At 69.0% G+C, this 18938-nt stretch carries 14 protein-coding genes and 2 pseudogenes; 7 read left to right on the forward strand and 9 right to left on the reverse strand.

Going from position 1 to position 18938, the window contains the following annotated elements; translation table 11 throughout:
- Nucleotides 1–24 precede the first annotated feature (24 nt).
- The 4 genes from BR31_RS0123155 to BR31_RS0123170 are packed head-to-tail and all read right to left on the reverse strand — an operon-like array spanning nucleotide 25 to nucleotide 3882.
- Nucleotides 25–780: a succinate dehydrogenase/fumarate reductase iron-sulfur subunit gene (locus BR31_RS0123155; protein ID WP_027503066.1), complete on the reverse strand. Its 756-nt coding sequence runs from the start codon at nucleotides 778–780 to the stop codon at nucleotides 25–27.
- 21 nt (nucleotides 781–801) lie between these two features.
- Entirely contained in the window at nucleotides 802–2730 is a 1929-nt protein-coding gene (locus tag BR31_RS0123160; RefSeq protein WP_027503067.1) for a fumarate reductase/succinate dehydrogenase flavoprotein subunit, read from the reverse strand.
- A 52-nt stretch (nucleotides 2731–2782) separates the two neighbouring features.
- The gene (locus tag BR31_RS0123165; RefSeq protein WP_027503068.1) at nucleotides 2783–3601 is read right to left on the reverse strand and encodes a hypothetical protein; all 819 of its coding nucleotides are present in this window, start codon (nucleotides 3599–3601) and stop codon (nucleotides 2783–2785) included.
- Nucleotides 3598–3882, reverse strand: a complete 285-nt coding sequence (locus tag BR31_RS0123170) for a hypothetical protein (RefSeq protein WP_027503069.1) — start codon at nucleotides 3880–3882, stop codon at nucleotides 3598–3600. Before BR31_RS0123170 ends, BR31_RS0123165 begins: the two co-directional genes overlap by 4 nt.
- 139 nt (nucleotides 3883–4021) lie before the next feature.
- Here BR31_RS0123170 and BR31_RS0123175 point away from each other — a divergent pair, with 139 nt between their 5' ends.
- Nucleotides 4022–5311, forward strand: a complete 1290-nt coding sequence (locus tag BR31_RS0123175) for a cytochrome P450 (RefSeq protein ID WP_051637679.1) — start codon at nucleotides 4022–4024, stop codon at nucleotides 5309–5311.
- Here the strand turns inward: BR31_RS0123175 and bioD are convergent.
- From bioD to BR31_RS0123200, 5 genes are all read right to left on the reverse strand, one after another.
- Complete coding sequence (gene bioD / locus BR31_RS0123180) at nucleotides 5281–5982, reverse strand: dethiobiotin synthase (protein WP_027503071.1); 702 nt, start codon at nucleotides 5980–5982, stop codon at nucleotides 5281–5283. The genes BR31_RS0123175 and bioD overlap by 31 nt on opposite strands.
- Nucleotides 5979–7157: an 8-amino-7-oxononanoate synthase gene (locus BR31_RS0123185; RefSeq protein ID WP_037177951.1), complete on the reverse strand. Its 1179-nt coding sequence runs from the start codon at nucleotides 7155–7157 to the stop codon at nucleotides 5979–5981. The genes bioD and BR31_RS0123185 overlap by 4 nt, the downstream gene beginning before the upstream one ends.
- A gap of 21 nt (nucleotides 7158–7178) precedes the next feature.
- Nucleotides 7179–8486, reverse strand: a complete 1308-nt coding sequence (locus tag BR31_RS0123190) for an adenosylmethionine--8-amino-7-oxononanoate transaminase (RefSeq protein WP_027503073.1) — start codon at nucleotides 8484–8486, stop codon at nucleotides 7179–7181.
- A 27-nt stretch (nucleotides 8487–8513) separates the two neighbouring features.
- The gene (locus BR31_RS0123195; RefSeq protein WP_037177953.1) at nucleotides 8514–9764 is read right to left on the reverse strand and encodes a cytochrome P450; all 1251 of its coding nucleotides are present in this window, start codon (nucleotides 9762–9764) and stop codon (nucleotides 8514–8516) included.
- 123 nt (nucleotides 9765–9887) lie between these two features.
- Nucleotides 9888–11126 carry a PucR family transcriptional regulator gene (locus BR31_RS0123200; protein WP_051637680.1) on the reverse strand — a complete coding sequence of 413 codons (1239 nt, stop codon included), beginning with the start codon at nucleotides 11124–11126 and terminating at the stop codon, nucleotides 9888–9890.
- A gap of 168 nt (nucleotides 11127–11294) precedes the next feature.
- On the opposite strand from BR31_RS0123200, the gene glgX reads away from it, so the two are divergent.
- From glgX to BR31_RS32510, 6 genes and pseudogenes are all read left to right on the forward strand, one after another.
- On the forward strand, nucleotides 11295–13400 hold the full coding sequence (glgX, locus tag BR31_RS0123205; protein WP_027503076.1) for a glycogen debranching protein GlgX: 2106 nt from the start codon (nucleotides 11295–11297) through the stop codon (nucleotides 13398–13400).
- Nucleotides 13397–15712, forward strand: a complete 2316-nt coding sequence (gene treY, locus BR31_RS0123210; RefSeq protein WP_027503077.1) for a malto-oligosyltrehalose synthase — start codon at nucleotides 13397–13399, stop codon at nucleotides 15710–15712. The genes glgX and treY overlap by 4 nt, the downstream gene beginning before the upstream one ends.
- 103 nt (nucleotides 15713–15815) lie before the next feature.
- Complete coding sequence (locus BR31_RS0123215; protein WP_027503078.1) at nucleotides 15816–16625, forward strand: mycofactocin-coupled SDR family oxidoreductase; 810 nt, start codon at nucleotides 15816–15818, stop codon at nucleotides 16623–16625.
- A gap of 81 nt (nucleotides 16626–16706) precedes the next feature.
- Complete coding sequence (locus BR31_RS0123220; RefSeq protein ID WP_027503079.1) at nucleotides 16707–17291, forward strand: DinB family protein; 585 nt, start codon at nucleotides 16707–16709, stop codon at nucleotides 17289–17291.
- Nucleotides 17292–17338: 47 nt separating this feature from the next.
- Nucleotides 17339–17950 (forward strand): annotated as a pseudogene (locus tag BR31_RS32505) (DUF222 domain-containing protein); the annotation flags it as partial.
- An 88-nt stretch (nucleotides 17951–18038) separates the two neighbouring features.
- A pseudogene (locus tag BR31_RS32510) lies at nucleotides 18039–18938 on the forward strand (HNH endonuclease); the annotation flags it as partial.

The following is an 18938-nucleotide window of genomic DNA, read 5'->3' on the forward strand; positions in this document are numbered from 1 at the left end:
GAACATGGTGTCCGCCGGCCGGGTTCAGCCCTCGCCGCGCCGGAACAGTTTGTTGCCCAGCCAGACGATCGGGTCGTAGCGCCGGTCGGCGACGCGTTCCTTCATCGGGATCAACGCGTTGTCGGTGATGCGGATGTTCTCCGGGCACACCTCGGTACAGCACTTGGTGATGTTGCACAGGCCCAGTCCCTGCTCGTCCTGCGCAGCATCGCGGCGGTCGGCGACATCGAGCGGGTGCATCTCCAGCTCGGCGACCCGCATCAGGAACCGCGGTCCGGCGAAGGCCTGCTTGTTCTCCTCATGGTCGCGCACCACGTGACAGGTGTTCTGGCACAGGAAACACTCGATGCACTTGCGGAACTCCTGCGACCGCTCCACATCCACCTGTTTCATCCGGTACTCCCCCGGATTCAGCCCGGGAGGAGGCGTGAAAGACGGAATCTCCCTGGCCTTCTGGTAGTTGAAGGACACGTCGGTGACCAGGTCCCGGATCACGGGGAAGGTCCGCATCGGCGTGACGGTGATGACCTCGTCCTCGGTGAACGTGGACATCCGGGTCATGCACAGCAGCCGCGGCCTGCCGTTGACCTCGGCCGAACACGATCCGCACTTGCCCGCCTTGCAGTTCCAGCGCACCGCCAGATCCGGCGCCTGGGTGGCCTGCAAGCGGTGGATGATGTCGAGGACCACCTCGCCCTCGTTGACCGGCACCGAATAGTCCTGCAGGTCACCGCCGTCCACGTCACCGCGCCACACCCTGAAGCTGGCGTCGTAGGTCATGACAGGCCCTCACTTCCTGTTTCAGGCTGAGTCCGGATGATCGGCGAGTTCGGCGTCCGTGTAGTACTTGGACAGTTCGCCGAGATCGAAGAGCGCCAGCAGGTCCTCGCGCATCGCCTGTTGGGGTTCGGGTGCGACCGTGACATCGGGCACCACCGTGGCCGCAGCGGTCTCCGCGCCGCCGACCACGCTGCACACCAACAACGTGCCCCGCCACCCCGCGTCCATGGCGGGGTGGTCGTCCCTGGTGTGCCCACCCCGGCTCTCGGTGCGCATCAGCGCCGCCTTCGCGACACATTCGCTGACCAGCAGCATGTTCCGCAGGTCGACCGCGAGGTGCCAGCCCGGGTTGAACTGCCGGTGGCCCTCCACGGTGACGTCGGGGATCCGCCTCCTGATCTCCTCCAGTTTCGTCAGCGCCTCACGGATCTCGACGTCGGTCCGGATGATGCCGACGAGGTCGTTCATCGTCTGCTGGAGCTCGGTGTGCAACGTGTACGGGTTCTCCGTCGCCTGACCGTCACCCGGCGGGTCGAACGGCGCGAGCGCCATCGCGGCGGCCGCGGTCACGTCGGCCTCGTCGACCACCGGCCTGCGGTCGAGCGAGTCCACGTAGTCCGAAGCCCCGAGGCCGGCGCGGCGACCGAAGACCAACAGGTCCGACAGCGAGTTCCCCCCGAGCCGGTTCGACCCGTGCATGCCACCCGAGCACTCCCCCGCCGCGAACAGGCCGGGGAGACTGGACGATCCGCTGTCGGGGTCCACCTCGATGCCACCCATCACATAGTGACAGGTGGGCCCGACCTCCATCGACTCCTTGGTGATGTCGACGTCGGCGAGCTCCTTGAACTGGTGGTGCATGGAAGGCAGTCGACGCACGATCTCGTCGGCGGGCATCCGGGAGGCGATGTCGAGGTAGACGCCCCCGTGCGGGGTGGACCGCCCAGCCTTGACCTCCGAGTTGATCGCCCTTGCCACCTCGTCGCGCGGCAGCAGGTCGGGCGTGCGGCGGTTGTTGTCCGGATCGGTGAGCCAGCCGTCCGCCTCCTGCTCGGTCTCGGCGTACTGACCCTTGAACACCGGCGGGATGTAGGAGAACATGAACCGCTCGCCCTCGGAGTTCTTCAGCACCCCACCGTCGCCGCGGACCCCCTCGGTGACGAGGATGCCCTTCACGCTCGGCGGCCACACCATTCCCGTCGGGTGGAACTGCACGAACTCCATGTTGATCAGGTTCGCTCCCGCACGCAGGGCAAGGGCGTGCCCGTCACCGGTGTACTCCCACGAGTTCGAGGTGACCTTGAAGGACTTGCCGATCCCGCCGGTCGCCATCACGATCGCGGGCGCCTCGAACAGGATGAACCGCCCGGATTCGCGCCAGTAACCGAATGCGCCTGCGATCCGGCCGTCCTCGCGCAGGAGCTCGGTGATGGTGCACTCGGCGAACACCTTGATCCGGGCCTCGTAGTCGCCGGTCTCGGCGAAGTCCTCCTGCTGCAGGGCGACGATCTTCTGCTGCATGGTGCGGATGATCTCCAGGCCCGTGCGGTCCCCGACGTGCGCCAGCCGCGGATAGGTGTGGCCACCGAAGTTGCGCTGACTGATCCGGCCGTCCTCGGTCCGATCGAACAGCGCACCATAGCTTTCCAGCTCCCACACCCGGTCGGGAGCCTCGCGCGCGTGCAGCTCGGCCATCCGCCAGTTGTTGAGGAACTTGCCCCCGCGCATGGTGTCCCGGAAATGCGCCTGCCAGGAGTCCTTGGAGTTGGCGTTGCCCATGGCGGCCGCACATCCGCCCTCCGCCATCACGGTGTGCGCCTTGCCGAACAGCGACTTGCAGACGACAGCGACCGAATGGCCGCGTTCGCGGGCCTCGATGACCGCGCGCAGTCCCGCGCCTCCCGCGCCGATCACGACGACGTCGTAGGTGTGCCGTTCGACCTCGGCCACGGGCGGTCCCCCTTCGATCTCGGTTGGTGCTCGGATCAATCAACGCTCGGGTTCAATGAAAGAAGCGCAGGTCGGAGATGGTGCCGCTGGCGACGAGCATGATGTAGAAGTCCGTGATCATCAGCGTCGCGAGTGTCGTCCAGGCGAGCTGCATGTGCCGGGTGTTGAGCCGGCTGACCAGGGTCCAGAGCCGATACCGGACCGGGTGCGCCGAGAAATGCTTGAGCCTGCCGCCGGTGATGTGCCTACACGAGTGGCAGGACAGCGTGTACGCCCACAGCAGGGTCACGTTCACCAGCAGGATGACGTTGCCCAGGCCGAAGCCGAACCCACCGCCCTCGCCGTGGAAGGCGGCGATCGCGTCGTAGGTGTTGATCAGCGAGACGATCAGCGCCGCATAGAAGAAGTAGCGGTGCACGTTCTGCAGGATCAGCGGCAGCCGCGTCTCGCCGGTGTACCGCGCATGCGGCTCGGCGACCGCACACGCCGCGGGCGCCAACCAGACCGAGCGGTAGTAGGCCTTGCGGTAGTAGTAGCAGGTGAGCCGGAAGCCGAGCAGGAAGGGCAGCACCAGGAACCCGAGCGGGATCCACATCGGCAGCTCTCCGATGGGCGTACCGAAATGGCTGGACCCCGGCACGCACGAATCACTCAGGCAGGGAGAGTAGAACGGGGTCAGGTAGTGGTACTGATCGACCCAGTAGGCGGTGCGGACCCAGGACCGGATGCTCGCGTACACGACAAAGGTGGCCAGCCCCAGAGTCGTCAGCAGTGGGGGTAGCCACCATCGGTCGGTCCGCAGGGTGCGCGCGGAGATCCGCGCGCGCGAGGGCCCGGTGACGCCACCGGACACCCTGGCCGGCGCGCTCACTGGCGCTCGTGGGGATGACCGCCTACGCCCTCGTCGTCGGCGCCCAGCCACAGCGCCTGGTCATATGGGGTGTCCGGCACCGGCACCCGCTCGTGCTGCCCGCCGTGCGTCATCCGGGGAGGCGACTCGTCGAGGTCGCCCGCGTCGATATCGAGCCGCTCCACATCGTTGGCGAGCCTGCGGACGGCCGCCGCGTCGCCGTAAACCGTGCGAAGCGAGCCGACGCACTGCCGCAGGTGCCCGATCGTGCGTTGCAGCTCCATCATTTCGGTGGTGGACATTCGAACCTCCGAGACCCGATGATGTGATTGCTATCACACTACGGTAAGCGCATCACCACGACCCCCGCATCCGGCTGGGCAATTCGTCGGATCCGGTCCGGAATCGCGCGCCGTGCCGGACCGACAGAAGGGTGGACGCATGGTGTCGCAGCGTGGTCATGGGGTCGCTCCGCAGGCTTCCGTCCCGGGACTCGACCTGCCCGCCGGGTTCGATTTCACAGATCCCGACCTGTACGTCACCGGTGTGCCGCACACGCAGCTGGCCGCGCTGCGTGCGCACTGCCCGGTGTGGTGGAACCCGCAGCCGCCCGGTGTCGGCGGATACCGCGACGAGGGCTATTGGGTGGTGACCAAGCACGCCGACATCCGGGAGATCTCCAGGAACTCCGAGCTCTATTCGAGCTGGGAGAAGACCGCCATGGTCCGGGTCGACGACGGCATCACACCGGAGAACCTCGAGATGCAACGGCTCATCATGCTGAACAAGGACGCACCGGAGCACACCACGTTGCGCAAACTCGTCGCCCGCGGGTTCACGCCGAGAGCGATCGCGAACCTGCGCGCAACCCTCGCGGAACGCGCCGAGAAGATCGTCGCTGCGGCCGCGGCGTCTGGCAGCGGCGACTTCGTCTCGCAGGTCGCCTGCGAGCTGCCACTCCAGGCCATCGCCGAACTCATCGGGGTGCCACAGGAAGACCGCCGCAAACTCTTCGACTGGTCCAACGAGATGACCGGCGGCGACGACCCGGACTACGACACCGAACCACTGACCGCGTCCGCGGAGATCCTGGGGTACGCCTACCAATTGGCCGATGCCCGCCGCAGGTGCCCGGCCGACGACATCGTGACGACCCTGATCCAGGCCGACATCGACGGCGACGAGCTCACCCCCGAAGAGTTCGGGTTCTTCGTGATCCTGCTCGCGGTCGCGGGAAACGAGACCACCCGCAACGCCATCACCCACGGGATGATCGCGTTCCTCGAGAACCCGGACCAGTGGGAGCTGTTCAAGCGGGAGCGACCGGCCACGACCGCCGACGAGATCGTGCGGTGGGCGACACCGGTGACCGCGTTCCAGCGAACCGCGACAGCCGACACGGTGCTCGGCGGCCAGCAGATCCGCAAGGGCGACCGGGTCGCGATGTTCTACGCCTCCGCAAACTTCGACGAGGACGTGTTCGAGGATCCGACGAGGTTCGACATCACCCGGGATCCCAACCCGCACCTGGGCTTCGGCGGCTCGGGCGCGCACTTCTGCCTCGGCGCGAACCTCGCGCTGCTCGAGATCGACCTGATCTTCAACGCACTGGCCGACCGGATACCGGACATCTCCCGCCTCGGCGACCCACAACACCTGCGCTCCGGCTGGCTCAACGGGATCAAGCGGTTCGACGTCGACTACGGCAGCGGCTGCCCCGTCAAGCACTGAGCGAGCGCCGGATCGAACCACCCGGGCGCCGCCGCCGCGAACGCATCCCGGTCGAGCCCGGCGGAGCCAGCCGGGACGGACCCGAGCAACGGAACGCCGGTCACCTCGGCCAGCTCCTCGAAGTTGCACCGCGCGGCGAGATCCGGCTCCGACGGCCAGGAACCGATGACCAGACCCACGCAGGGCACCCCGGCGGATTCGAGCGCGCGCACCGTCAGGGCGCTGTGGTTCAGGGTGCCGAGTCCCGCCGCGGCGACCACGAGGACCGGGGCGCCGAGCTCGCGCGCCACATCGACGAGCGTGAAGCCCTCGGCCCCCAGGCGGACCAGCAGTCCGCCGGCACCCTCGACGAGGGTGAGGTCGTGGGCAGCGTCGAGCGCACGAGCCGCGGCCACCACCTCGGCGCACCCCAGCGGGGCCATCCCCGCGCGGCGAGCGGCGGTGTCGGGGGCGAGCGGCTCCGGGTACCGGGCCAGCTCGACCACCTCGCCCACGCCCGAGAGTCGCTGCACCTCGGCCAGATCCCCCGGCTCGCCGACGCCGACGCCGGTCTGCGCCGGCTTGCAGACGGCGACCGTGCGACCGGCGGACAACGCGACCGAAGCGAGCGCGGCGGTCACCACGGTCTTGCCGACGTCCGTGGAGGTCCCGCTGACGAGCAGCAGGCTCACGCGGGTGCCCCGGCGAGGATCTCGGTGAGAACGGTCTCGATGGTGGCGAGCTCGTCGGGAGTGATGGTCGCCCGCGCAGTCAGGCGCAGCCGGGAGGTGCCCTCCGGCACCGACGGCGGGCGGAAGCAGCCGACGTTCAATCCGCGTTCGCGGCAGGCCTGGGCGGCATCGAAGGCCCGCTGAGCGTCGCCGAGCACCACCGAGACCACCGCCGACTCGGGTTGGCCCACCTCCGTGCCGAAGGGCGGCACCGCCGCCGCGATCCGGGCCAGGTCGCGCGCCCGGTCGAGCACCGCGGTCGCCCGCTCGGGCTCCCGGCGCAGCACCCCGAGCGCGGCCCGCGCGGCACCGACCGCGGCGGGCGCGAGTCCGGTGTCGAAGATGAAGGTCCTGGCCGCGTCGATGAGATGGGCGCGCACCTTCTCGGCGCCGAGGACCACACCGCCCTGGCTGGCCAGCGACTTCGACAGCGTCGCGGTCACCACCAGGTCCGGCTCCCCCGCCAGCCCGAGCTCGTGGACCAGGCCGCGGCCGCCGTCCCCTCGCACGCCGATGCCGTGCGCCTCGTCGACGATCAGGACCGCGCCGTACTCGCGGCACAACCGGTGCATCTCCCGCAGCGGGGCCAGGTCGCCGTCCGCGCTGAACACCGAATCGGTGAGCACAAGCGCGCGCTCCTCGGTCCTCGTCGCGAGGGCGTCGCGCAGCCGGTCCAGGTCGCCGTGCGGGGCCACCTCGACGCGGGCCCGCGAGAGCCGGCAGGCGTCGACGAGGGAGGCGTGGCTGCCCGCGTCGGAGATGACAACCGAACCCTTGCCGGACAGCGCGGTGACCACGCCGAGGTTCGCGGTGTACCCCGAGGAGAACACCAGCCCGGACTCGGCGCCGACGAACTCGGCCAGTTCCCGCTCGAGCAATTCGTGTTCGGTGGTGGTCCCGGTGACCAGGCGCGATCCGGTCGCGCCCGCACCCCAGCGGCGCAGCGCCGCCATGGCGCCGTCGATCACCTCCTGGTGCCGGACCAGACCGAGGTAGTCGTTGGAGGCCAGGTCGATCGTCGCCGGGGCGGGCGTGCGCGGCCGCAGCTCACGCCGCAGCCCGGCGTCGCGGCGCTGCTGCGCTACGTCGTCCAGCCAGCTCAGAGGGGTGCGATCGTTTGCCACGGGAAGCACCATACGCGAGGACTTGAACGGTGTTCAATTCCCCGGCGCAGCCGCCGGGGCCGTCGCCCGCGCCGCCGCCACCATTCCCGCCGCGATCGCCGCGACCTCCTCGGGGGTGCAGATGTACGGCGGCATCGCGTAGATCAGCTTCCCGAACGGCCGGAGCCACACGCCCTCGGCCACCGCCGCGTCGGTGGTGAGCCGCATGTCCACCGGCCGCTCCATCTCGATCACGCCGATCCCGCCGAGCACCCGCACGTCCGCGACCCCCGGCAGGCCCCGAGCAGGCGCCAGCCCGGCCGCGAGCCCGGCGCCGAGCGCGGCCACCTCACCGCGCCAGTCCCGCGAGAGCAGCAACTCCACCGCCGCGACGGCGACCGCACAGGCGAGCGGGTTCGCCATGAAGGTCGGGCCGTGCATCAGCCCACCGGCCTCCCCCGCGCTGATCGCCGCCGCGACCGCGGTGCTGCACAGCGTGGCGGCCAGGGTCATGTATCCACCGGTCAACGCCTTGCCGACGCACATGATGTCGGGGGCGACGCCGGCATGGTCGGCCGCGAACAGGGCACCCGTGCGCCCGAACCCGGTGGCGATCTCATCGAACACAAGCAACAACTCGTGCTCGTCCGCGAGGCGACGCAGCTCGGTCAGATACCGCGGATCGTGGAAGCGCATGCCGCCCGCGCCCTGCACGACGGGTTCGACGATGATCGCGGCCAGCTCGTCCCGGTGCTCGATCAGGATCCGCTCGAACTCGGCGATGTACGCCGGGTCGAACTCGCTCGGCGGGATCGGCGCGAACACCTGCCGGGCCAGCACGTCCGTCCACAGTGAGTGCATGCCGCCATCCGGGTCGCAGACACTCATCGGGGCGAACGTGTCACCGTGGTACCCACCGCGCCAGGTCAGCAGGTGCTTCTTGTCCGGCCTGCCGAGGCTGCGCCAGTACTGGATACACATCTTGACGGCGACCTCCACCGACACCGAACCGGAGTCGGCGAGGAACACCTTGTCCAGCCCGCGCGGGGTGATCTCGACGAGCAGTTCCGCCAGCCGGGCGGCCGGCTCGTGGGTGAGCCCGCCGAACATGACGTGGCTCATCCGTCCGAGCTGGGCGGTCGCGGCGGCGTCGAGCACCGGGTTGCGGTACCCGTGCACGGCCGCCCACCACGAGCTCATCCCGTCGACCAGTTCCCTGCCGTCGGCGAGCGTCAGCCGCACCCCACTCGCGCTGTCGACCACCAACGCGCTGGTGGACGCCGGAAATGCGCCATACGGATGCCAGAGGTGCTCGGCGTCGATACGGGAGATCTGATCTGCGGTCAGCGGGGCTCGGGACACACCAGGACCCTAGCGAGCCGCCTCCCGCTACCCGTGCCGGACCGGGCACCCGCCTCGATAGTCGACCTGGAGCTCCTTGATCCCGTTGATCCACCCGGACCGCAGACGCCGCGGATCGCCGATCATGCTCAGATCCGGCATGTGGTCCGCGATCGCGTCGAACATGAGGCCCACCTCCATGCGGGCGAGGTTCGCACCGATGCAGTAGTGGGCGCCGGTGCCGCCGAAGCTCAGGTGCGGATTGTCGGCCCTGGTGATATCGAAGTCCATCGGGTTGTCGAAGACGTCCTCGTCGAAGTTCGCCGACGCGTAGAACATCACCACCCGGTCCCCCGCCGCGATCTCCTGGCCGCCGAGCACGGTGTCGCTGAGCGCGGTGCGCTGGAAGCCGATCACCGGTGTCGCCCAACGGATGATCTCGTCGACGGCGGTCGCCGGCCGCTCCCTCTTGTACAGCTCCCACTGGTCCGGATGCTCGAGGAACGCCATGATCCCGTGTGTGATCGCGTTGCGCGTCGTCTCGTTGCCCGCGACCGCGAGGATCAGCACGAAGAAGCCGAACTCCTCGGAGGTGAGCGCCTCGCCGTCGACATCCGCCTCGACGAGGGTCGTCAGCAGGTCGCCCGCCGGACACTGCTTGCGCTGCTCCGCCATCAGGTACGAGTACCCCAGCAGCTCCGTCGAGGCGGTGACCGACGCCGCCGCGAACTCCGGGTCGTCGTAGCCCATCATCTGATTCGACCAGTCGAAGATCTTGCCGCGATCGTCCTGCGGGACGCCGATCAGCTCGGCGATCGCCTGCAGTGGGAGTTCGGCGGCCACCTGCGACACGAAATCACCGGTGCCGCCCGCCGCCGCCTGCTTCACGATCGATTCGGCGCGCGCCTTCAACGCCGGACGCAGATCCGCGATCGACCGCGGGGTGAACGCCCTGGAGATCAGCTTCCTGAGCTTGGTGTGCTCGGGCGCATCCATATTGAGCAGCAGGGTCCGCAGCATGTCGATCGTCTCGCGCGGTGTGTCATCGGCGAACCTGGGGATCGCCGTATTCTGCCAGGTGGAGTAGACGGCGCCGTTGCGCGAGACCTCCTTGACGTCGGCATGTCTGGTGACGGCCCAGTACCCGCCGTCGCCGAAGCCGCCCTTGTCCGGGGACTGGGGGCTCCACCAGACCGGCGCGGTCCGGCGGAGGTCCGCGAACTCCTCGGCCGGTAGCCGGTCCTCGTACACGGCCGGATCGGTGAGGTCGAAACCGTCCCGGATGTTCGGTGTGGGCACTGCGATCTCCTCGTCCTCGGGTGACTGTCCAGACGAGCGTCACATGGCGAAAAGGGTTCGTGCTTGGCAGATTTCGCCAACCTCGAGACCGCCATTTGTGTGACCCGCACACCGGGATCCCGGTCACCGGCCGAAGGTGTCGAAGCACTCCAGAGCCAGCTCCAGCGGCAGGCGATTGGTCGCAAGATCCCGGCCGAGGACCTCCTCCACCCGCTGGATCCGGTATCGAACGGTGTTCTTGTGCACACCGAGCCGCCGCGCCGCGGCCTCGTGGTTCCCCCAGCAGGCCAGGACGGCCCGAACGGTGTCGCGCAGGCGTTCGGAGGCGGCGTCGTCACCCAGCATCCCCCTCAACTCACGTTCCACGAGCGCGGACCGCGCGGCGGGATCCTGCGACACGAGCGACACGACCTCGACGTCGCGGTAACGGGTGAGCGTGCGGCGTTGCCTGCCGTTCTCGGCGATCGACCGGGCGGCCTGCGCCTCGCGGTGGCTGCTGCGGAACCCGTCGATCCCGACGCCGGGGCCACCCACCGCGATCCGGACCCCGGCCGGGACCAGCGCGGCGTGGTGCGGATCGGCACCGAGCCGATCCCCGTCGACCATCCAGGCCCACAGACCACTGGCGCCGGACGGTACGCAGAGCAGGTCGGTGGCGGACGCCGCCCTGGCCAGCCGCAGCACGATCGGCTCCAGGTCGGCGACGGGGTCGAACCCCGGCGCGGCGTCCTCGGCCCACACCGCGAGGGCGGAATGCGACCGGTGTAGCGGGTACGCCATCCGCGCGGAGGCCTGTGCGAGGTCGACGGTGGTGCCGTCCAGAATCTCCCGGACCGTGCCGATGCGCTGCGAGAACGCGCCGCGCAGCAGGCTCTCCCGCTCGCGGGTGTAGGTCGTGTTGAGCTCCTCGAGCAGCGTGTTCATCAGCTCACTGGTCTGCTCCCACATCATCGTCATCAGCGCCAGAGTGAAGTCGTTCGGAAGGTCCTGCTGGGCGATGAACTCGGTGGCGAACCCGAGCACCGCGCGGTGGCAGGCGTGGTCGAACTGGGACAGCACCCGGAGGTCGAGGCCGCGGCGGGCGATGGTCCTGGCGAGCGCATGGGACTCACCGGAGACCGTCACGGCCGGGCGGGCACCGTCGACCGGGATCTCGGTGCCGAGGAACACCCGGAACTGGCTCCGGATCGCGGCCTTGAGGTCGCGCTGCAACTCCGCGTCCGCCGCGAGCTCGGGGACGTCCGCGCAGATCGACGAGTCGAGCCGGTCGATGAACCCCTCGAAGTCCGCGCGACTGAACGTCGAGCTCACGTACTCCCGCATCCACCGAGCTGCTGACCCCGGACTGGTAGTCGACCCCATGGGGACATTGTGTGCAGATCGCACAATGTCACGACGTCGTATGGCACGAATACCCAAACGGAGGCGAGTGAATTGTGTGAATCGCACATACCGATCTGCCGGCGCCCTGCCGGCGCCGGCCCCGGGCGTCGACAGGAGCGCTCGACCGGCGCGGGCTAGGGTCGAGTCATGGCACACACGGAGAGCCCGGCCATCGCGGTGTGGCCGGGCAGCGCCTATCCGCTCGGCGCGACCTACGACGGCGCGGGGACCAATTTCTCGCTGTTCTCCGAGGTGGCCGACGCGGTCGAGCTCTGCCTGATCGCCAAGGACGGCACCGAGACCCGGGTGCCGCTCGAGGAGGTCGACGGCTTCGTCTGGCATGCCTACCTGCCCGCCATCGCACCCGGTCAGCGCTACGGATTCCGGGTGCACGGCCCGCACGACCCGGACGCCGGGCAGCGCTGCGACCCGAGCAAGTTGCTGTTGGACCCGTACGGCAAGGCCTTCGACGGCGGATTCGATGCGGATCCCGCGGTCCACACGGTCGGCGCGGACTCGCTGGGTCACACCATGACCACCGTGGTGATCAACCCGTTCTTCGACTGGGCGTCCGATCGTGCACCACGCCGGCCGTACCACGACACGCTGATCTACGAGGCGCACGTCAAGGGGATGACGGCCACCCATCCCGCTGTGCCGCAGGAGCTTCGGGGCACCTACGCAGGCCTCGCGCATCCCGCGATCATCGACCACCTGCGCGGCCTCGGGGTCACCGCGATCGAGTTGATGCCCGTGCACCAGTTCATGCACGACCAGACCCTGCTCGACCTCGGGCTGCGGAACTACTGGGGCTACAACACCTTCGGGTTCCTGGCCCCGCACGCCGACTACGCCGCATCCACCAAGGCGGGCGGCGCGGTCACCGAGTTCAAGGCGATGGTGCGGGCGTACCACGAGGCGGACATCGAGGTGATCCTCGACGTGGTCTACAACCACACCGCCGAGGGCAACCACCTGGGTCCGACGATCAACTTCCGCGGCATCGACAACGCCGCGTACTACCGCCTCGTCGAGGGCGACCTCGCGCACTACATGGACTACACGGGCACAGGGAACAGCCTCAATGCCCGGCACCCGCACACGCTGCAGCTGATCATGGATTCGTTGCGGTACTGGGTGACCGAGATGCACGTGGACGGATTCCGCTTCGACCTGGCGTCCACCCTCGCCCGCGAACTGCACGACGTGGACCGGCTGTCCGCATTCTTCGACCTGGTGCAACAGGACCCGATCGTCAGCCAGGTCAAGCTGATCGCCGAGCCGTGGGACGTCGGCGAGGGCGGCTACCAGGTGGGCAATTTCCCGGGCCTGTGGACCGAATGGAACGGCAAGTACCGCGACACCGTCCGCGACTACTGGCGGGGCGAACCGTCGACGCTGGGCGAGTTCGCCTCCCGCCTGACCGGGTCGTCCGACCTGTACGAGGCCACCGGGCGCAGGCCGAGCGCCAGCATCAACTTCGTCACCGCACACGACGGCTTCACCCTCGCGGACCTGGTGTCCTACAACGAGAAGCACAACCAGGCGAACGGCGAGGACAACAAGGACGGCGAGAGCCACAACCGATCATGGAACTGCGGGGTGGAGGGCCCGACCGACGACCCCGAGGTCCTCGCGCTGCGGGCCCGTCAGCAGAGGAACCTGCTGGCCACCCTGATGCTCAGCCAGGGCACCCCGATGCTCGCGCACGGCGACGAGATGGGCCGGACCCAGCACGGCAACAACAATGTGTACTGCCAGGATTCACCGCTCGCCTGGATGGACTGGTCGCTGGCCGAGACGAACGCGGACCTGGTCGAGTTCACCCGCAACGTGATCGCGCTGAGGGCCGCACATCCGGTGTTCCGCCGCAGGCGGTTTCTCGAGGGCGGCCCGATCCGGTCCGGGGAGCAGATCCGCGACATCGCCTGGCTGACACCGGCGGGCGAGGAGATGACCGCGGAGGATTGGGGTAGCGGGTTCGGCCGGTCGCTGGCGGTGTACCTCGACGGCGAGGGCATCCAGGAACCCGATCAGCGCGGCAGGCGCGTGGTGGACGACTCGTTCCTGTTGTGCTTCAACGCCCATGACGAGGCGCTCGAGTTCACCGTCCCCGACGACGGCGACGGCGCACACTGGGCGGTCGCGCTCGACACGGCCACCGGCACCGGCCTCGTGGACGCGGTGGTCGGCGGCGGCGGGACGATGAAGGTGGCGCCGCGCTCGGTCGTCGTGCTGCGCTCGGTTCCATGACCGTGCCCGCGGTCACCGCGACGTACCGGCTGCAGCTGCGCGGGGACGCGTTCACCCTCGCCGATGCCAGGGAGTTGGCGGACTACCTCGACGATCTCGGCGCCTCCCACCTGTACCTGTCCCCCGTGCTGACCGCGGCGACGGGATCGACCCACGGCTACGACGTCACCGATCCGACCTCAGTGTCACCTGCGCTCGGCGGCCGGGAGTCCTTGGTGGCGTTGGCCTCCGAACTGCGCGGACGCGGCATGGGGCTGATAGTGGACCTGGTGCCCAACCACGTCGGGGTCGCCGACGCTAGCCAGAACCGCTGGTGGTGGGACGTGCTGAAGCACGGCCCCGGGTCGGCGTACGCGTCGTACTTCGACATCGATTGGGCCAAGGGACGATTCGCGGTACCTGCGCTCGGCGACGACGAAGCGCTCAGGATCGACCGGACCGGCCAGGAGCCGATGCTCGCCTACTACGACCACCGCTACCCGATCGCCCCCGGCACCGACGGCGGCGATGCGGCGGTAGTGCACTCGCGGCAGGCGTACGAGCTGGTCGACTGGCGTAGCGGCCGCGTGGGCTATCGGCGCTTCTTCACCGTCAACGAGCTCGCCGCTCTCCGCCAGGAGGACCCCGCGGTATTCGAGGCGAGCCACCGCGAGGTCCGGACCTGGGTGTCGGACGGCCTCGTCGACGGGGTGCGGATCGATCACCCGGACGGGCTCACGGACCCGGCGGGCTACCTGCGACGACTGCGCGAGCTGCTCGGACCGGACCGGTGGCTGGTGATCGAGAAGATCTTGGCCTCAGGTGAACCGCTCGACCCCGCGCTCCCGGTGGACGGCACCACCGGCTACGACGCGCTCGGCGAGCTGACAGCGGTGTTCCTCGACCGCGCGGGCGAACGGGAGCTGACGGACCTGCACCTGCAGCGCACCGGCGACCGCGGCGACGCCGAATCGCTGCGGCGGGCCGAGCGCGCACTCAAGCGCGAGGTGCTGCGCGGCGGCCTGGCCCCGGAGGTCCGACGGTTGGTCGGCGCGGTCCGGCGCGACGCCCCTTCGGACATCGACCCGGATGCCGTGACCTCGGCCGTGGTGGAGGTCCTCGCGCTCATCCCCTACTACCGCACCGACTACGGCCCGACGTCCGGTGCGCTCGGCGAGGCGATCGACGTCGTGTCCGAGGAGCATCGGGAGCTCGCCGGGGCGCTGTCGGCGCTGTCCGCGGCGGTACTCGCGGAGGGCGAGGCGGCGGCGCGGCTGCAGCAGGTGTGCGGCGCCGCGATGGCCAAGGCCGTCGAGGACCGCCTGTTCTACCGGACCGCACGGTTGATCTGTCTGCAGGAGGTGGGCGGCGACCCGGGCCGGTTCGGCATCTCGGTGGCGCAGTTCCACCTCGCGCAGGCCCGGCGGGCGCGGGACTGGCCGGCCGCGATGACGACGCTGTCCACCCACGACACCAAGCGCGGCGAGGACGTGCGGGCCCGGATCGGCGTGCTGTCGCAGGCGGCGGGGCTGTGGTCCCGATCGGTACGCGCCTGGGAGGAGCTCGCCCCGAGCCCGGACCCCGCTCCCGGACTGTTCCTGTGGCAGACGATGTTCGGGGTGTGGCCGGTCGTCGGCGTCCCGGACGCAACGGTGCGTACACGACTGCACGCGTACGCGACGAAGGCCGCCAGGGAGTCCGGTGTCCGGACGTCCTGGGAACGCGTGGACGCGACCTTCGAGTCACGGGTGCACGCATGGATCGACGAGGTGATCGATGGTCCGGTCGCGGCATCGATGTCGGATCTCGTCCGGATCCTCGCGCCGCACGGCCGGATCGACTCGCTCGGGCAGAAGCTGCTGCAGTTGGCCGGGCCGGGCATCCCGGACGTGTATCAGGGCACCGAGTTGTGGGAGGACTCGCTGGTGGACCCGGACAACCGGCGTCCGGTGGACTTCGGCGTGCGGCGTCGGCTGGCGGCCGACCCGCGGCCGGTGTCGGCCGTCGACGCGGTCGCGAAGCTGCTGGTGACACGGACGGCACTGCGGCTGCGCCGCGAACGCCCGTCGAGCTTCGTCGGCGGCACCTACTCGCCCGTCACCGCCGAGGGTGCGGCCGCCTCCCATCTGGTCGGGTTCCTGCGCGGCGAGGACGTGATCGCGGTGGCCACCCGGCACAGCTTCACGCTGTCCGAGCACGGGTGGCGCGGAACATCGGTTGCGCTGCCTCCCGGCACCTGGACCGACCGACTGAACGGTCACGTGTTCACCGGCAGGATTGCGGCCGAGGAACTGTTCGGCCGACTACCGGTCGCACTGCTCGCCCGCGCCTGACCAGCTCTCCGTCCACTGACCGAGACGATCCGACACACGATGACGGAATTTCGCCTACCGTGATCTGTAACACGTTCACACCGCAGCGGGAGGCTAACAAGCAATGGGGAATCGGTTCGAGGGCAAGGTCGCATTCATCACCGGCGCGGCGCGCGGGCAGGGCCGGGCGGAGGCTGTGAAGTTCGCCTCGGAGGGTGCAGACATCATCGCCCTCGATGCGTGCAAGAAGTTCGACTCCACCCCGTACGAGGGCGCCACCGAGGAGGACCTGGCGGAGACCGTCCGTCTCGTCGAAGAACAGGGCCGCAAGATCGTCGCCACCAAGGCAGACGTGCGCGACTTCGCCGCGGTCACCGCGGCGCTCGATGCGGGCATCGAGGCGTTCGGCCGACTCGACGCCGTGGTCGCGAACGCCGGCATCTGTTCGGCGGCCTTGTCCTGGGAGATCACCCCCGAGCAGTGGCAGGAGACCATCGACGTCAACCTCACCGGCGCGTTCTACACGTGTAAGGCCGCGATCCCGAAGCTGATCGAGCAGGGCGAGGGCGGCTCCATCGTCCTCACCAGCTCGGTGTCGAGCCTCAAGGGCGCACCGTTCTTCGGCCACTATGTCGCCAGCAAGGCCGGCATGGCGGGGCTGACCCGGACCATGGCCAACGAGCTGGGCATGCACCGGATCCGGGTCAACAGCGTGCACCCGTACGGCGTCGCAACCGGCATGGTGATGAGCGATGTCTTGCCGCTGATGGAGCGCTTCGCCGACACCCTCGCGCCCGCCTTCATGGCCTCGATCCCGGACGGGTTCAGCACGGCCGAGGACGTGGCCAACGTTGTGGCGTTCCTGTCCTCCGACGAGGCGCATCACATCACCGGCATCAACATGCCGATCGACCTGGGCAACGCCGCGCGCTGACCCTCTCCACGCAACCGCCGGCCGAGATCACTCGGCCGGCGGTTTGCTTTCGGCAACCGAGTCCGGCGATAGGCTGCCGTCGTGACCCCGCAAGAGGCATATAAGTCCGACCTGATCAATCGACTTCAGGTGCTGCGCGACTCTGTCCTGTGGAAATTGGATGGCCTCACTGAGTACGACATTCGACGTCCCCTGACACCGACCGGCACGAACCTTCTCGGACTCGTCAAACACCTGGCGGCGTGCGAATTCGGCTACTTCGGATATGCCTTCGGCCGCCCTGCCCCAATCGAGCTGCCGTGGGCCCTGCCGGGCACGTCGGTGAATGCTGACATGTGGGCTGCGCCCGATGAATCGACGGACCTCATCACAAACGGTCTCTACAGACGATCGTGGGAGCACGCCGGACAGACATTCGAAGCGCTCGACCTCGACGCACCAGGCTTCGCCCCCGGATGGCCCGAGCCGCATGTCACCTTGCACCAGATCCTGGTGCACATGAACATCGAAACGGCCAGACACGCCGGTCATGCTGACATCGTCCGGGAGATGATCGACGGCGCCGCAGGCATGACCAAGGGCAACGACAACCTGCCCTACACAACCGACGAACGTCGTCGCGCCCACTTCGAGCGGGTCCAGGCCGCCGCCGCCACCTTCCGCTGAACCGAAGTCCAGCCTCTGTGTCGGACCCTCGACGTAGAATCGAATGTATGTTCGAGAGTGGCGGCGGGGTGAGATCGGGTGCCGAGGTGGAGGTCGCCTCGCTGCTGGCCGATTTCGCCGCTCTCGACGAGGTGACTGTGTCCTGTCGGGCGGAGAATCGGTTCGCGGCGCGGAAGGTGTTGGCGGCGGGCCGGTTCTGGGAGTCGTGGATCGAACGCGATGTGCGGTTGGGGTCGGGCGACATCGTCGACTGCGGCAACAATGCGATCGCGGAGCTGTCGGTGCGGATGGGCTGCTCGAAGACCGTCGCCGAGTCGTACGCCTCGTTGGGCATGGACCTGCGGCTGCGCCTGCCACTTGCCCGCGCCGCTTTCGAATCGGGTGAGCTGGACCTGCCCCGGGTGCGGGCCATCGCCCGCGAGACGACGGGCCTGAAGCCGGAGACCGTGGCCGCGTTGGAGCCCGGGATCGTGGCGGCCGCACGACAGCTGACACCGGGACCGTTGGCCGGGGAAATCGGTCGGCTGGTCTCGGAGTTCTCGACGGAGGAGGCGGCCGCGCAACGAAACACCGCGCAGGAGTTGGGGCGCCGGATCGTCAAACGCTCACGCGGGAACACCTCCACCATCGAGGTCACCGTGTCCCCGGAGGAGGCCGAGCAGGTGATGCAGCTGGTCGCCGCAGCTGGTCGCCGAGTTCGCGGCCACTGTGTGTCCGTTCGACAAGCGTGGCAGGCAGTGTCGGCTTGTGGATGCGGTGCTGGCGATCATGCACGGCGAGCCCCACCTGCAGTGCAGCTGCGGGCGCGAGGACTGCGCCCAGGCCGGACGGACCACGTTGCCCGGCAGGCGGGCGCCGCTGACGCAGGTCACCATTGATGTCGCGACGCTGCTCGGACTGTTGTCGGAGCCCGCGTACCTGCACGGCCACGGACTGATCGACCCCGAGCTGGCACGCACACTGGCCGCGGACGGGACGTGGCAGGCCCTGCTCACCGAGGCACTGAACCTGGCCGAGGAACTCGGGCTGGTCACTCACGGCGAGGACGCCAACCCCGGCGCAGCCGAGTCCTGCACGGCCACCGGCCCACCCGATGACGTTGAGTCGAAATCAGATACCGACAACACTGCCAACCCCGAGACACCACCCCCATCGCCACCGCTACCACCGCGGTTCTGCCTGCGCTCGTTCCTCGCCCGTGGCAGCCGCCGAAAAGCCGGGTACGTCCCCGAATACGCGACGCCGGCTCCACCGCGACCACGCACGTCGCCACCACCGCCCCCGACCAGCATCGGCACCATCACCGACGCGATCCTCGCCGCCATCGTCCCCCAAGCACTTCGTGCAGGGGGTGCCCCCAGCCACCCGACCCTGGCCAGACCCGAACACCCCGACGGACACGGCGGCCACACCACCCCACCGGGCGGCGCCCTCACCTACCGCCCCGACGCCACGACCACCGCGCTCGTCCACGCCCGCGACGGGCACTGCCGATTCCCCGGCTGCACCCGACCCGCCGCCGGATGCCAACTCGACCACATCATCGAATACCGCGCCCACGACCCCATCGCCGGTGGCTGGACCATCCCCGGCAATCTGCAATGCCTCTGCCGGTACCACCATCAACTCAAAACCCTCGGCCTCTGG

The sequence above is a fragment of the Rhodococcus sp. UNC363MFTsu5.1 genome (assembly GCF_000686785.1).
In the GTDB taxonomy this organism is placed as follows: Bacteria; Actinomycetota; Actinomycetes; order Mycobacteriales; family Mycobacteriaceae; genus Rhodococcus_G; species Rhodococcus_G maanshanensis.